The sequence below is a fragment of the Paenibacillus sp. J22P15 genome (assembly GCF_056269345.1).
Window position 1 is genome coordinate 38,521 of record NZ_JBWDNT010000031.1, and the last position, 12,896, is coordinate 51,416.

The 12,896-nt window shown below is 45.2% G+C and carries 9 protein-coding genes, 1 pseudogene and 1 riboswitch; of the genes and pseudogenes, 9 read left to right on the forward strand and 1 reads right to left on the reverse strand.

Annotated elements, in window-relative coordinates; genetic code table 11:
• The first annotated feature begins 11 nt into the window (after positions 1–11).
• From pxpB to accC, 4 genes are read left to right on the forward strand one after another with little or no spacing between them, the layout of a single operon-like run.
• Positions 12–755 carry a 5-oxoprolinase subunit PxpB gene (gene pxpB / locus AC0YN6_RS29260; protein ID WP_475751607.1) on the forward strand — a complete coding sequence of 248 codons (744 nt, stop codon included), beginning with the start codon at positions 12–14 and terminating at the stop codon, positions 753–755.
• Complete coding sequence (locus tag AC0YN6_RS29265) at positions 752–1,777, forward strand: 5-oxoprolinase subunit C family protein (RefSeq protein WP_475751609.1); 1,026 nt, start codon at positions 752–754, stop codon at positions 1,775–1,777. The genes pxpB and AC0YN6_RS29265 overlap by 4 nt, the downstream gene beginning before the upstream one ends.
• Positions 1,761–2,216 (forward strand): acetyl-CoA carboxylase biotin carboxyl carrier protein, encoded by a 456-nt coding sequence (gene accB, locus AC0YN6_RS29270; RefSeq protein ID WP_475751610.1) that lies wholly within the window; start codon positions 1,761–1,763, stop codon positions 2,214–2,216. Before AC0YN6_RS29265 ends, accB begins: the two co-directional genes overlap by 17 nt.
• A gap of 3 nt (positions 2,217–2,219) precedes the next feature.
• Positions 2,220–3,578 carry an acetyl-CoA carboxylase biotin carboxylase subunit gene (accC, locus tag AC0YN6_RS29275; protein ID WP_475751611.1) on the forward strand — a complete coding sequence of 453 codons (1,359 nt, stop codon included), beginning with the start codon at positions 2,220–2,222 and terminating at the stop codon, positions 3,576–3,578.
• A 553-nt stretch (positions 3,579–4,131) separates the two neighbouring features.
• Here accC and AC0YN6_RS29280 read toward each other — a convergent pair.
• Positions 4,132–4,671 carry a hypothetical protein gene (locus tag AC0YN6_RS29280; protein ID WP_475751613.1) on the reverse strand — a complete coding sequence of 180 codons (540 nt, stop codon included), beginning with the start codon at positions 4,669–4,671 and terminating at the stop codon, positions 4,132–4,134.
• 97 nt (positions 4,672–4,768) lie between these two features.
• Positions 4,769–4,897, reverse strand: a riboswitch (SAM riboswitch).
• A gap of 567 nt (positions 4,898–5,464) precedes the next feature.
• On the opposite strand from AC0YN6_RS29280, the gene AC0YN6_RS29285 reads away from it, so the two are divergent.
• The 5 genes and pseudogenes from AC0YN6_RS29285 to AC0YN6_RS29305 all read left to right on the forward strand — a co-directional run.
• Positions 5,465–7,765, forward strand: coding sequence for a helix-turn-helix domain-containing protein (locus AC0YN6_RS29285; protein ID WP_475751614.1), 2,301 nt, complete (start codon positions 5,465–5,467; stop codon positions 7,763–7,765).
• Positions 7,766–7,881: 116 nt separating this feature from the next.
• On the forward strand, positions 7,882–8,148 hold the full coding sequence (locus AC0YN6_RS29290) for a hypothetical protein (RefSeq protein WP_475751616.1): 267 nt from the start codon (positions 7,882–7,884) through the stop codon (positions 8,146–8,148).
• A 35-nt stretch (positions 8,149–8,183) separates the two neighbouring features.
• Positions 8,184–9,854 carry an ABC transporter substrate-binding protein gene (locus AC0YN6_RS29295; protein ID WP_475751618.1) on the forward strand — a complete coding sequence of 557 codons (1,671 nt, stop codon included), beginning with the start codon at positions 8,184–8,186 and terminating at the stop codon, positions 9,852–9,854.
• 15 nt (positions 9,855–9,869) lie between these two features.
• A complete protein-coding gene (locus tag AC0YN6_RS29300) occupies positions 9,870–12,236 on the forward strand; it encodes a glycoside hydrolase family 95 protein (protein WP_475751620.1) in 2,367 nt (788 codons plus the stop codon).
• Positions 12,237–12,689: 453 nt separating this feature from the next.
• Positions 12,690–12,896, forward strand: a pseudogene (locus tag AC0YN6_RS29305) (sugar ABC transporter permease); the annotation flags it as partial.

The window sequence follows — 12,896 nt, forward strand, 5'->3', positions numbered from 1 at the left end:
GGGGTAACTCTATGGGAAATGGTGAATTCCAGATGAAGCTGTCCCCGCATGGGGAATCGGCGATTCGCATCGAATTGGGGAAAAGCATTAATGATGATATACATCGCAAGGTACACGGGGTAAGAGATTACATCGAAAAGCATCCATTTCTAGGGATGATTGAATGTATTCCTGCTTTTGCAAGCGTTACTGTGTTGTATGATCCTATGAAGGTGAAGATTTTATATGCAGACCACGGGGAGATTAACAAACGCTCATCATATGAAATAGTGGTCTCAATAATAGAGCAGATGGTGTCCAGCTTCGAAATCTCCAACCATTATGAACCAAGGATTATGGAAATTCCGGTTTGCTATGGCGGGGAATTCGGACCGGATTTGGAAGATGTGGCAGAGCAAAATAAGATCAAGCCGGATGAGGTCATTGAGATTCATTCCAGCGGCGAATATCTTGTTTATATGATCGGGTTTGCTCCCGGCTTTCCTTATTTAGGAGGGATGTCTGAGAGGATTTCGTCTCCCAGGCGGTCTTCTCCCCGTCAATCCATTCCGGAAGGGTCCGTAGGTATTGCAGGAATACAAACGGGTGTTTACCCTATCTCAACCCCGGGAGGCTGGCAGTTGATTGGCCGTACCCCATTGAAATTATTCCGTCCAAGCGACAATCCTCCAAGTCTTCTTCAATCAGGGGATATCGTAAAATTTCGTTCCATTTCCCTTCAGGAATATGAGCTTTGCAAGGGGGAGAGCCAATGAGTATGAAAGTGTTGCAGCCAGGTCTTCTTACTAGCATCCAAGATTTGGGTCGATACGGGTATCAAAAACACGGAGTCATTGTCAGTGGCGCCATGGATACGTACTCTCTTCGGATTGCCAATCTGCTGGTTGGTAATGAAGAGGGTGAAGCAGGATTAGAGATTACCTTAATGGGTCCTTCGTTTCTTATAGAGCAAGATACCTTATTGGCCATTACCGGCGGAGATTTATCGCCCAGCATCGACGAAGAGTCGATCCCGATGTGGAGACCTGTTTATATCAAGGGAGGAAGCGTGCTTCGGTTTGGAACGTGCAAATCGGGATGCCGGTCTTATATAGCGGTCGCGGGTGGATTTAACATTCCTGAGGTGATGGGCAGCAAGAGCACTTACTTGAGAGCTGGATTAGGAGGCTTTCATGGAAGAGCTTTAAAAGAGGCGGATGTGCTTGAGCTTAACACGCCTTCGGAACAAGCAGTTCACACGATGAGAGGGTTGGAAGCGAAATCCAGAGAGAGGCCGTTTGTACCAACCTCTTGGTATATAGAAAGAGGTTGTATCCCGCAGGATACAGGGCGCACGATGGTCCGTGTGATGCGCGGCAGTCAGTTTGAGCTATTTGATGAAGACAGTATAACTACTTTTTTTAATGAACCGTTTCAGGTTACACCCCAATCGGACCGTATGGGTTATCGATTGTCAGGTCTAGCGTTGAAGTTAAAGAAACCGGTAGAAATGATTTCTGAAGCGGTTTCCCTTGGAACCGTACAAATTCCTCCCGATGGAAACCCGATTTTATTGTTAGCCGACCGGCAGACGGTAGGTGGGTATCCGAAAATTGCTCAGGTCGCTGCGGTAGATATTTCGGTTATCGCCCAAATGAAGCCGGGGAATAAATTAACCTTTCAAGAGATTACTGTAGAAGAAGCGGAAAGGCTTTATATGGTTAGAGAAATGCATATTCAAAGTCTGAAGCTAAGAATGAAGTTAAAGGGGATTATTCGTCATGATAAAAATAAATGAGATCCGAGAAATGATTAAAATGGTTGAGGAGTCTGCCATACAGAGATTCGAGTATGAGACGAGCCGGATCGTTATCGTGAAAAATGATTTGCATGCAGTAAAATCAACAATCATCGAAGATAAGACTGAAGAGGAAGTACGTCCTGTAAAACCAGCCGTTAGCTCGTATTCGGTTGAAGTCCAACAAGATATCGAATTGCAAAAAATTACTTCTCCCACGGTAGGGACGTTTTATTCTGCTCCGCAGCCGGGGGAGGATCCATTTGTAAAAATCGGCCAAAACGTCGTTTCTTCAACGGTGGTTTGTGTACTTGAAGCGATGAAACTGTTTAATGAGATTCATGCCGGGGTCGACGGGAAGATTGTAGAAATCTTGGTTAAGGAAGGCGACTTTGTTGGATTTGGCCAACCTCTGTTTTTAGTTAAAAAGGGGGATTAAGTGATGTTTAACAAAGTGTTGATTGCCAATAGAGGGGAAATCGCCGTACGGGTGATCAGAGCTTGCCGGGAAATGGGCATCGCTACGGTTGCCGTATATTCTGAAGCAGATCGGCAAGCGCTGCACGTGCAGCTCGCGGACGAGGCGTACTGCATTGGACCGACTGCTTCAAAAGAAAGTTATTTGAATATGATAAATATTCTTACTGTGGCAACGTTTACCCAATCGGACGCAATTCATCCGGGGTATGGGTTTCTTTCGGAAAACGCTGATTTCGCTGGAATCTGCGAAGCGTCCGGGTTCACCTTTATAGGGCCAGATGCCGACGCGATTAAAAAAATGGGTGCCAAAGCCGTTGCCAGAGATACGATGAAACAGGCCGGCGTTCCTACGGTGCCCGGTACCGAAGGCATTATTGAAGATCTGGAGTCTGCCGTCAAGGTCGCTTGCGAGATTGGGTATCCCGTTATTGTGAAGGCAACGGCCGGCGGAGGCGGCAAAGGAATGAGGGTAGCTCACAGCGAGGAAGAACTGGTAACATCCATTCGTCAGGCTCAGCAGGAAGCGGAAACGGCTTTCGGTAATTCAGGGGTGTATATAGAAAAGTATTTGGAAGAGCCGAGACATGTGGAAATCCAAATTATGGCAGATAAATATGGGGAAGTCGTATACCTTGGGGAACGGGACTGCTCGATTCAACGTCGTCATCAGAAACTGCTGGAAGAGGCGCCGTCGCCTGCCCTTGATCAAGCTTTGCGGGAGCAAATGGGGCGGATAGCCGTTTTAGCCGCCAAAGCCGTCAATTATCATGGCGCTGGAACTGTAGAATTTCTTCTGGATCGACACGGTGGGTTTTATTTTATGGAGATGAATACCCGAATTCAAGTAGAGCATCCGGTAACAGAGCTCGTCACGGGAGTAGATTTAATTAAAGAGCAAGTTGCTGTGGCGGCAGGCGTTCCGCTCTCTTTTTGCCAAGAAGATATCGACATTAAGGGTTGGGCGATTGAATGTCGGATTAATGCAGAAAATCCTTACAACAATTTCATGCCGTCACCTGGGAAAGTGGAACAGTATCATTCGCCGGGTGGATTCGGAGTGCGAATTGATAGTGCGGTTTATTCTGGCTATGAGATTTCTCCTTATTATGATTCTATGGTGGCGAAAGTGATAGTTTGGGGAAGAGACCGCAAGGAAGCGATACAGAGAATGAAGCGGACACTCGACGAATTTACTATAAAAGGGATTGTGACAACGATTCCATTTCACCAGAGATTGTTGGAGCATGAGATGTTTGTAAAAGGGGATTATAACACGAAATTTCTGGAAATATACAATGTCATGGATATGGAAACCAGATAGTTCGTACGAATGGTCTCGAACGATCTTCGTGTCTTGGCGAATTTGTGGATTTGTCAAGCCGCGGTTCGCTTCCACCAACCCAGTCCGAATGAGGGCTGGGTTTTTCTGTGTCCTAAAATTGCAGACGGATTGTGGACATCAAAAAATAAATGTCGTATCAGTCTAAAAAACGATTGTTTTATAGACTTTGTGAACATCAGCTTAAAATATCCCAGTCTCCGGGAAGAAAAGTGATCGACCATAGTTAGCTCGCTACTTGGAACTGCACCCCATTTGTTAGACACCATCTAATGTCCAATGACACAAAAGTGCCAACATAACTTATCGATAAAAAGCTGATAAACCGATTCTTCTATGCATTACTCGATCTCTTCAAATTTAAGCGACTAAAATAGTAAAGGTTATTGAACTACGGGACACGTTAGCTTGATTGAACAAACCATCTTTGTAATTCAGCCCCAAAGTAGACACTCGGAATCTTCGGGCCGTCGGTCTGCTTTGGGGAAGCCGTGTTGAAGCTCTTTGTTCCGCTTACGGGTAGGATTGTTAATCTCTAAAAAAAAGAGATATACGCTTGCGTATGGTTAAATATGTATGCCCGATCCCAGAAGTAGAAGTATCTTTGATCCTTGTTGTTTATTAATGCTAATTCATTTTTTTCAATTATATCCATTATTGCGGACTCAATTAATTCAAATCTCACGGGTCCCCATGCCTCTTGCTTTAATTGAGCATAATTCATGCTTTCCGTCAAGGTCAGACCTTTAATTCGCTGGAAAGGAGCAGCCCACATAGTCAAATCGGGCCTCAGGCTGTTACAAGGGATCTCAAATTCCCTTAAGCCAACTGCTCCTGTATTTGTGGAGATAGCAATTAGCCCGCAGATATCATCTGTTCCATGTCCAAGTTGCAGCTTTTCTGTATGTTTACTGTCAAATCGAAAACATTCTATTCGGGTAATCTTACACTGCTGCGAACTTTCAAAAGAAAGACCAATCGCTGATTTTTTCAAATTTAGCAAAGCAATACGAAGGGGATGAATATCTTGGTGATACTCGGTAGTTTCATTGTTAGGAATCGTGATCGGCATCATTATCACACCTTTACACATGTTTAGTTAGTTCATGAAAACAAAAATGACCTTCTCTGGAATCAGAGAAAGGTCATAAGAATTCAAAGTCATATCCTCTCTCTTATCTCCCAGATTCGCTTAGTACAGCTTTTCTGCAAGAATTAGCACCGTGCATTCCTTTGGTAACAAAGGTTTGTCGGTTGCCGGGTTTCATCGGGCTAGTCCCTCCACCTACTCTTGATAAGAAAATTCAACATATTCAATTATGTTTATAATACTATATAGCATTCTGATGTCAAGGTACTTCGTCGTAAAAGAGGTCAGAGAGGAACCACGTTTGAACCCCCCATCTTCGATTTTTGCATTTCTTTACGAGTTAAGAGATAATACGTAATCCTCAACATAGCATGGGCTACATTTACTGCAGCTCGTTTTTTGACTTTTCGTGCTGCTGTTCGTCTGTACATTGCCCTGAGAAAATTCTTGGATGCCGCAACGGAGTGAGCTGCTTCTACCAAGGCAGATTTAAGATACTTGTTCCCGTTCGTGGTTCTAGCAGATTTCTTTTTGCTATCTTTTTATTAGGTTTTACAAAACTTGGATTACTGCAACACTGAAACCTAGACGGAAATATGATATTAGAGTGGTAGAGCGTGTGTGGAAACTGCTCCACTTTATTGTTCAACGATAGGGCTGGGAGATTTCCCAGGAAATCAAAAGCTCTATTGGTGTTTCCGAAAGATATTGTTATTGCTCACATAGTTTGATTGAGCTATTATAATGTACATGTTAAAAAGGCGAAGGGGGAATCCAAATGATCCTGAATCAAAAGACGAGAAAAGCTAAACGGCACCGGATCCTTGTGCGTCTACTAGTACCGAACATTCTGCTGATCTTTTTGCCGCTGCTGATCGGATGGGTCATTTACAACAAGACGTTGGTCGTCATGGAGAAAGAGTTGACGACGAACAATATGAACATACTGGAACAAGGCAAGAATACATTGGATTTACGGTTCAAAGAAGTAGAATCGATCGTTCGGCAACTTGCAAATGACACCAGGATAATAAAATTCCAAGACGTTTCCCAACCTTTCACGGGTTCTAATCCAGTCCGTATTCTCGAAGCCCACAAAGGGTTATTCCCTTACAACTTGACCAACAATTTTATTGATCAATATTATATTGCATTCAAAAACAGCGAACTAGTCCTGACGCTGGGCTCCACTTATACGTATAAAGAATTTTATTCTTCCTATCTGAAATACAAGTCATTGAATTTTCAAAATTGGAAGCGTTATCTCAATGGCGAATTCGGGGTGAAAGCGATCATTCCTGCGCAAGACGTCAAAATGGGAAACCAGACTAAATCGCTGCTAACTTATATACAGCCATTTGGCTATCCAGGCAATCCGCAAGGATCGATTATCGTTACGATTAACAATCGAGAGGTACAAAAGCTTCTTGGAGGACTTGATCTTTCGGAAGGCGGCTGGGCATATATTGTCGATCAACAAGGAAATATTATCAGTTCGATCGCTTCCGGCACTGATATTACGCCGATAGATAAAAGCCGGTTGCAAGGGCTTAAGGGCAATAAGAAGGAGCGCATTCATTCGGTTGACATGATGATTACCTATACGACTTCGAATTATAGCGGATGGACTTTTTTAGTTGCTCAGCCGACTCACGTTGTTCTGAGCAAATTGCATTATATCCGAAATAATACGTTTATATTGACGTCTGTCTTTCTTGCAATCGGATTGCTAGTTGCATTCGCGATAGCTTACCGTAACAGCCGTCCGCTTCGCCACATTGTAGAAACTCTTCATATGCGAACGGAAGGAGGGGACGATTCGGGAGCGGATGTATACCGGGTCATCCGCGAGTCCGTATCCCGGCTGTTGGACAGCAACGACGAGCTGCGGGACCAAATCAAACGTCAGGAGCCTCTCCTGCAGGCGGCCTTCTTCGAAGGTCTGCTGAAAGGTGATTATTTATCTTCCCATGAGATCCATACTCGGATGTGTCATGTTGGTATTGTCATGGACGGCACGCATGTTGTCGCAGGGATCGTTCATTTTTCAGGCAATGAAACTGTTGTAGACAGGACAGCACTGGACGAGCTTGATGTCATACGCATCATGGTGAAGGACGTTGTTGTAGCGCTGCTGCCGGAAGCCTACTTGATTGATGTGGCGGGCGATAAGATTGCGTTTATTTACTCATTTGAATCATCGGGAGCAGACGAGAAAAATGGTGAGATCAAGCAACGTCTTGAAAGGGTGGTTGACGAGGTTCGGTCAAGACTGCATATTCCGATAAGCATAGCGATTGGCGGTATGTACGACGGCCTCTCGAATGTGTCCCGTTCCTATGAGGAGGCTAGGCGGGTTCTAGAATACCTAAGCTGGGAGAAAAGAAGCGGTTTTATGAGCTTTGGGGATATGCCCAAAGAAAGCGACAGCTATTATTATCCACCTGATCTTGAAGTTCGATTGATGAACATGACCAAAGCCGGAGAATGGGTAGAAGTGCAGGAGCTGCTAGAGGAGATGCATACCATTAATTTCAAACAAAATCATTTGTCGCTGGATATGCTGGTTTTGTTGATGAATGAAATGTGGGGAACCTTGGTGAAGCTGCTGCACCAGATTTCGAAGGAGGGAGAGTTCGAAATCGAACCGGTCAGCAGTACTGGAGGCCACGAGAAGCTAGATTATAGCTACGGTAAACTAAAGGACAAATACAAAATGCTCTGTGAATACGTAATGGAGCACAAAAAAAGCCAAAACGTTCAACTCCTTGAACGGGTCATCGATCTGCTTCAAAATCAATTCATGCATTCCAACATGGGTCTGGATGTTGCCGCGGAAAGCGTTAACATTTCTAAAGGGTACCTGTCCCAATTTTTCAAAGAACAAACCGGCGTCAATTTTTCAGAGTATCTGGAAAACTTGCGAATGAAGAAAGCGAAGGAGCTTCTTGGAAACACGGATTTAGCCGTTCAAGAAATTGCAGTGCGTGTCGGTTACAATTCATCCGGATCCTTCGGACGAGCGTTCAAGCGAATCAACGGAGTAAGCACATCGGCTTATCGAAGCGCTCAACACTAATCATTGCGGTAAATATGAATGATTGCACACGAATATGAAATAATGAGCATCGGCTTTCTGCATAGATGCTTATCGATCTGAACGTTTTCTTATTTCCCTCCCCCGGAACTCGCTCTATGATGAAAGTATCGGTTTCTCGAAACAGTACAATGGGAGATTGCCATTCATCAAGAGGAAGCAGACAAGAGAAGGGGGAGCTGGGCCAGGACGAAGTCGATTGGGATATGATAAACGATATCACGGAAACGCTGCAAAGGCAGCAACTTTCGCAGTTGTTGAAATATTCGTTGATTGTCCTTTCGACTCTGCCGCTGATGGTTATCTACCCGTTTGTACAGAAGCATTTTGTCAAAGGGATGATGATCGGTTCACTGAATGGTTAGAAATTCTACAGTATTCCCAAGAAGGAGACTGTTACATGAGGAAATTATGGATAGTCAGCTTGATCTTGATTTTTGGATTTGGAGCAGTATCCGTATTAAGCGGTTGCAGCAGCGAAAAAGAAGCCGTTGATACGAATGACAAGGGAAATAATGCGGAGACGACCATTGCGGTGAATCCAGCCGGTCAATTTCCGATTACGAAAGAGAAAACAACGATAAAGATTATGATTAAAGACCCCGGCGATGTAGAAAATTTCGAGACGAATTGGTTTACCAAGTATTTGGAGGAAAAGACAAACGTCCATATCGAATGGGACATTGTCAACGATAAGACTGCGCAGGAAAAGCTTAATCTCGTTCTGGGCAGCGGTGAGTATCCGGATGTCATTATGGGCTTCGGGATTTCCAACACCCAACAACTGATTTACGGCAGCCAAGGTGTATTCCTTCCGCTGAACGACATGATCGAACGATATGGTACAGAAACGAAAGAGATGTTCAAAACGTTGCCTAATGTAAAAGATTCGATTACTTCAACGGATGACAATATTTACGCATTGCCAATGGTTAATGAATGTTACCACTGTTCGTTACCGCAAAAAATGTGGATCAATAAAGTGTGGCTCGACAAACTCGGAATGAAAGTGCCTACGACGACAGACGAATTTTACGAAGTGTTGAAAGCGTTTAAAACGCAAGACCCAAACGGTAACAAGAAAGCGGATGAAATTCCGATGGTAGGCACCAATATTGATGCCGAGATCGATTCATTCTTGATGAACGCATTTGTAGTGAATAACGGACCAAAACGTCTTTACATCAACAACAACAAGGTGGATGTACCATACAATAAACCGGAATGGAAAGAGGGTCTTGCTTACCTGAGGAAGCTGTATGCGGAAGGCCTGATTAGCCCGCAATCGTTCACGATGGACAGTACGCAATATGAACAAATCGGTGAAACTCCAGAAGCCGAACTGGTCGGCGCAGGATCGGGATTAGTTCCAGGCTTTACGGACGTGGATGGAAAAAGCGGAAGATGGCTTGATTACGTTACGGTTCCGCCTCTAAAAGGTCCTGCAGGTGTTCAAGTTGCTCCCGTTGCTCAAAGTGTCAAAGGCGGCTTTTACCTGATCACGAAATCAAGTAAACACCCGGAAGTTGCATTCCGCCTGGCCGACTTGTTATATAACACGGAGATGACCCTCACTTCCATTTATGGGGAGAAAGATAAGCGATGGACATGGGCGATTGAATCCGAAATCGGAGTTAACGGCAAAAAGGCAATATGGAAAGTCCTCCCTAACCCGAATGAGGCTGCCGTACAAAACGACAGCTGGGTGCAGCTTGCTCCGACATTGCGCACGAACGAGCTGCGACTCGGAAAAGCCACGGATCCGACAAAACCGTCGCTTGAAAGCGTTTTGTATAAAGAGACAAACGAAAATTACGAGAAATATAAGCAGGATGCGGCGTCGATCATTCCTGAACTTTATATGACGAACGAACAGGCATCCGAGCTTGCTGATTTGGAGAAAACGATCGGAGACTTTGTAAAAGAAATGATAGCCCGATTTGTGACGGGAGACGCAATTCTCGATAAAGATTGGGATTCTTATATCCAAACGTTAGACGGCATGAAATTGAAGCGCTATCTGGAAATCTATCAAACCGCATACGACGCGAAGATGTCCAAAAAGCCATAAAGGGAGGGGAACGATATGAAAAGTTTATTATACAGCAAGCCTGCGTTGCACTGGACGGAGGCATTGCCGCTTGGCAACGGAAGAATAGGTGCTATGCATTTTGGAGGCGTGGGGGAGGAGCGTTTTCAGCTGAACGAAGATACGCTGTGGTCTGGTCCCCCAAGCCGATATAAGCCGCATGACGATCGGGAATCGCTGCAGAAAGTGAGGCAGCTGCTTCGCGAGCATAAATATGGCGAGGCAGACGAGGAAACGAAAAATATGTTCGGCCCTTTTGCGCAAGTGTATATGCCTCTTGGGAACTTGGGAATACGCTTTATGCACGGCGAAGAAGGCCGGCGGTATAAACGGTCGCTGGACCTAGAACGCGCTCTTTCTTCGGTAACGTACACGATTGGCCCGGTCGAATATACGCGCGAGGCTTTTATTTCAAGCCCCCACCAGGTATTGGCAATTCGATTGACCAGCTCCGTTCCGAAGCAGCTTAACTTCGAAGTGACCTTGGATAGTCCGCATAAATCTTATACGCTGCAAGACGATCATGCATTGTTTTTGCAAGGAATTTGTCCCGAATACTGTGCACCGGGTTATTACGAAGAGGACTTGCTGCCGATTGTGTACGGGGAATTCGGTAATACGAAATCAATTCATTTTGAGGGAAGATTGGGTGCTTCGATCGAAGATGGCCAAGTTGTATATCGGAATGGCAAGTTATGTGTTCAAGACGCTACAAAAGTTGTTCTTTACTTTGCGGCCGCGACGTCCTTCAACGGCTACGATCAATTGCCAGGCACCGATTTTGGCCTATTGGCCCGACATAATGAGTCAATACTTTCGAAAGCGATGGAAATTTCTTACGATCAATTGAAAGAGGAGCATATACGCGATTATCGGGAGCTGTTTGATCGAGTAGATTTTACTCTAGAGGATGGTGCCCTGGAGGACGAAATGCTTGATACCGATAAGCGGATGCAGAAATATGGTGCTAACGACCCAGCAATGGTTGCCTTGTTGTTTCATTTCGGACGCTACTTGCTGATCGCCTCTTCCCGGGAAGGGACTCAGCCGACCAACCTGCAGGGGATATGGAACGATATGGTGCGGCCTCCTTGGGGATGCAATTATACGCTGAATATTAATACGGAAATGAATTATTGGCCTGCGGAAGTGACGAATTTATCCGAATGCCACCGTCCGCTGCTGAAGGCGATTCAGGAGCTTTCGGTAAACGGCAGGAAAATGGTCAAGGAGCGGTATGGGCTAAATGGCTGGGCGGCGCATCACAACTCGGATTTATGGAGACATGCACAGCCTGTAGGCGCCGAGCGGCACGGAGATCCGGCGTGGGCATTCTGGCCGATGTCCGGGGTTTGGCTGTGCCGCCACTTATGGGAGCATTACGAGTACACGCAGGATAAACAATTTCTTGCAGAAGAAGCGTATCAACTTATGAAAGGCGCGGCTGAATTTTGCCTGGATTGGCTCGTGGAGGATGAAAGCGGATATCTGATTACATCGCCTTCGACATCGCCGGAGCACCATTTTTATTCGAATGACGGTCAGCTGGGAGCGGTCTCACAAGGTGCGACGATGGATCTCCAACTTATCGGCGACTTATTTGAGAATTGTTTGAACATGGTTGCCATCCTTGGAGTTGAAGATGAATGGGTGAAGCATATGGCTGCAGCCAAGGCACGTCTTCATCCGATGCAAATAGGGAAATACGGCCAGCTGCAAGAATGGCTCATTGATTACGAGGATGAATATCAGGATCATCGTCATGTGTCACACCTTTACGGCGCGTATCCAGGAAATCAACTGACGGAGGATAGTATGCTGGATGCCGTCCGGCTAACGTTGAACAGACGCGGCGATGCCGGATCAGGCTGGAGTCTCGGGTGGAAGGTTTGTTTATGGGCTCGTTTGAAGGATGGGGAACGCGCTTTTCTGCTGCTTCGGCGTATTTTTAACGTCGTTACAGCATATGGAGGAAAAGGCAGCGGCATATCTCCTAATCTACTTGGTTCCCATCCTCCTTTTCAAATTGACGGAAATTTCGGCTATACGGCGGGCATTGCAGAGATGATTGTTCAATCCCACAGAGGGTATGTCGAATTATTGCCTGCAATTCCATCCGCTTGGCAGAGCGGGGCGTTATCCGGCGTTCGCGTCCGTGGTGGGTTTGAAATTTCTCTTACATGGGAGCGTATGCAAGTCAGTCAGCTTGACATCGCTTGCCGTGTCGATAATACGTTTCGAATGAAATCCGATAAATCGGCAATTGTCCGTGAAGAAGGAAAGGAAGACTGGACCCTTGAACCGACCGAGGGTTATCTGTCCCTGGAAGTTTGCAAGGATCAAAAAGTCACACTCCGGTTTTAATAATGATCCCCCTTGCCAATATGCAGGGGGGATCATTGTGTTTGTAAGGAAAATCATACCTTATCTACATATTATTTTATTTAGAAGCGCTTAGGGCCGAAAATTTTAACGAATTCTCAATTTTTGCGCAAGCAAATAAGAATTGCACATCGGTATTCTGCATTAATGCGCACGTATCTGAATTCTTGCTTATTTTCGCTTCATAAGGTTGCAGCTATGATGAATGTACCGGTTTTCCGGCTAGAAACATTACGGGAATCTGCAAACATCTAGTAGAGCTTAAAAGAAAGGGGGGTGTCTTGGAATGCAATTGGCACAAACGGAGATCGGTTCCGGTACGGCTGGCGGCTTTCGTTCGCGTAAGGAGTTCTTGCGACCAAGGGGATCGAGGGTAGCGAATGGTTGGACCCTAAGCAGTTCGTTCGTTTCAAAAAAAGGGGATGAGGTGAGCTCTTGTCGACGACTACTGAAAAAATATTTAAAAAGTCATTTATTTCTAAGTTAAATTATGACTGGAAATGCAACCGCTTTCTTCTGTTGTTATCGTTTCCGGGATTAATCATGATTGGTTTCTTTGCTTATTATCCCATGGTCGGTGTCGTAACTGCTTTTCAAAATTACAGTTTGTTTTTAGGAATAAGCGGCTCTGAATGGATTGGC

Bases quoted from the DNA above. Each gene is read 5' to 3' on its own strand.
- accC (WP_475751611.1), top strand. From the start codon at position 2,220: ATGTTTAACAAAGTGTTGATTGCCAATAGAGGGGAAATCGCCGTACGG.
- AC0YN6_RS29300 (WP_475751620.1), top strand. From the start codon at position 9,870: ATGAAAAGTTTATTATACAGCAAGCCTGCGTTGCACTGGACGGAGGCA.
- AC0YN6_RS29285 (WP_475751614.1), top strand. From the start codon at position 5,465: ATGATCCTGAATCAAAAGACGAGAAAAGCTAAACGGCACCGGATCCTT.
- accB (WP_475751610.1), top strand. From the start codon at position 1,761: ATGATAAAAATAAATGAGATCCGAGAAATGATTAAAATGGTTGAGGAG.
- AC0YN6_RS29290 (WP_475751616.1), top strand. From the start codon at position 7,882: ATGATGAAAGTATCGGTTTCTCGAAACAGTACAATGGGAGATTGCCAT.
- AC0YN6_RS29265 (WP_475751609.1), top strand. From the start codon at position 752: ATGAGTATGAAAGTGTTGCAGCCAGGTCTTCTTACTAGCATCCAAGAT.
- pxpB (WP_475751607.1), top strand. From the start codon at position 12: ATGGGAAATGGTGAATTCCAGATGAAGCTGTCCCCGCATGGGGAATCG.
- AC0YN6_RS29280 (WP_475751613.1), bottom strand. From the start codon at position 4,671: ATGATGCCGATCACGATTCCTAACAATGAAACTACCGAGTATCACCAA.
- AC0YN6_RS29295 (WP_475751618.1), top strand. From the start codon at position 8,184: ATGAGGAAATTATGGATAGTCAGCTTGATCTTGATTTTTGGATTTGGA.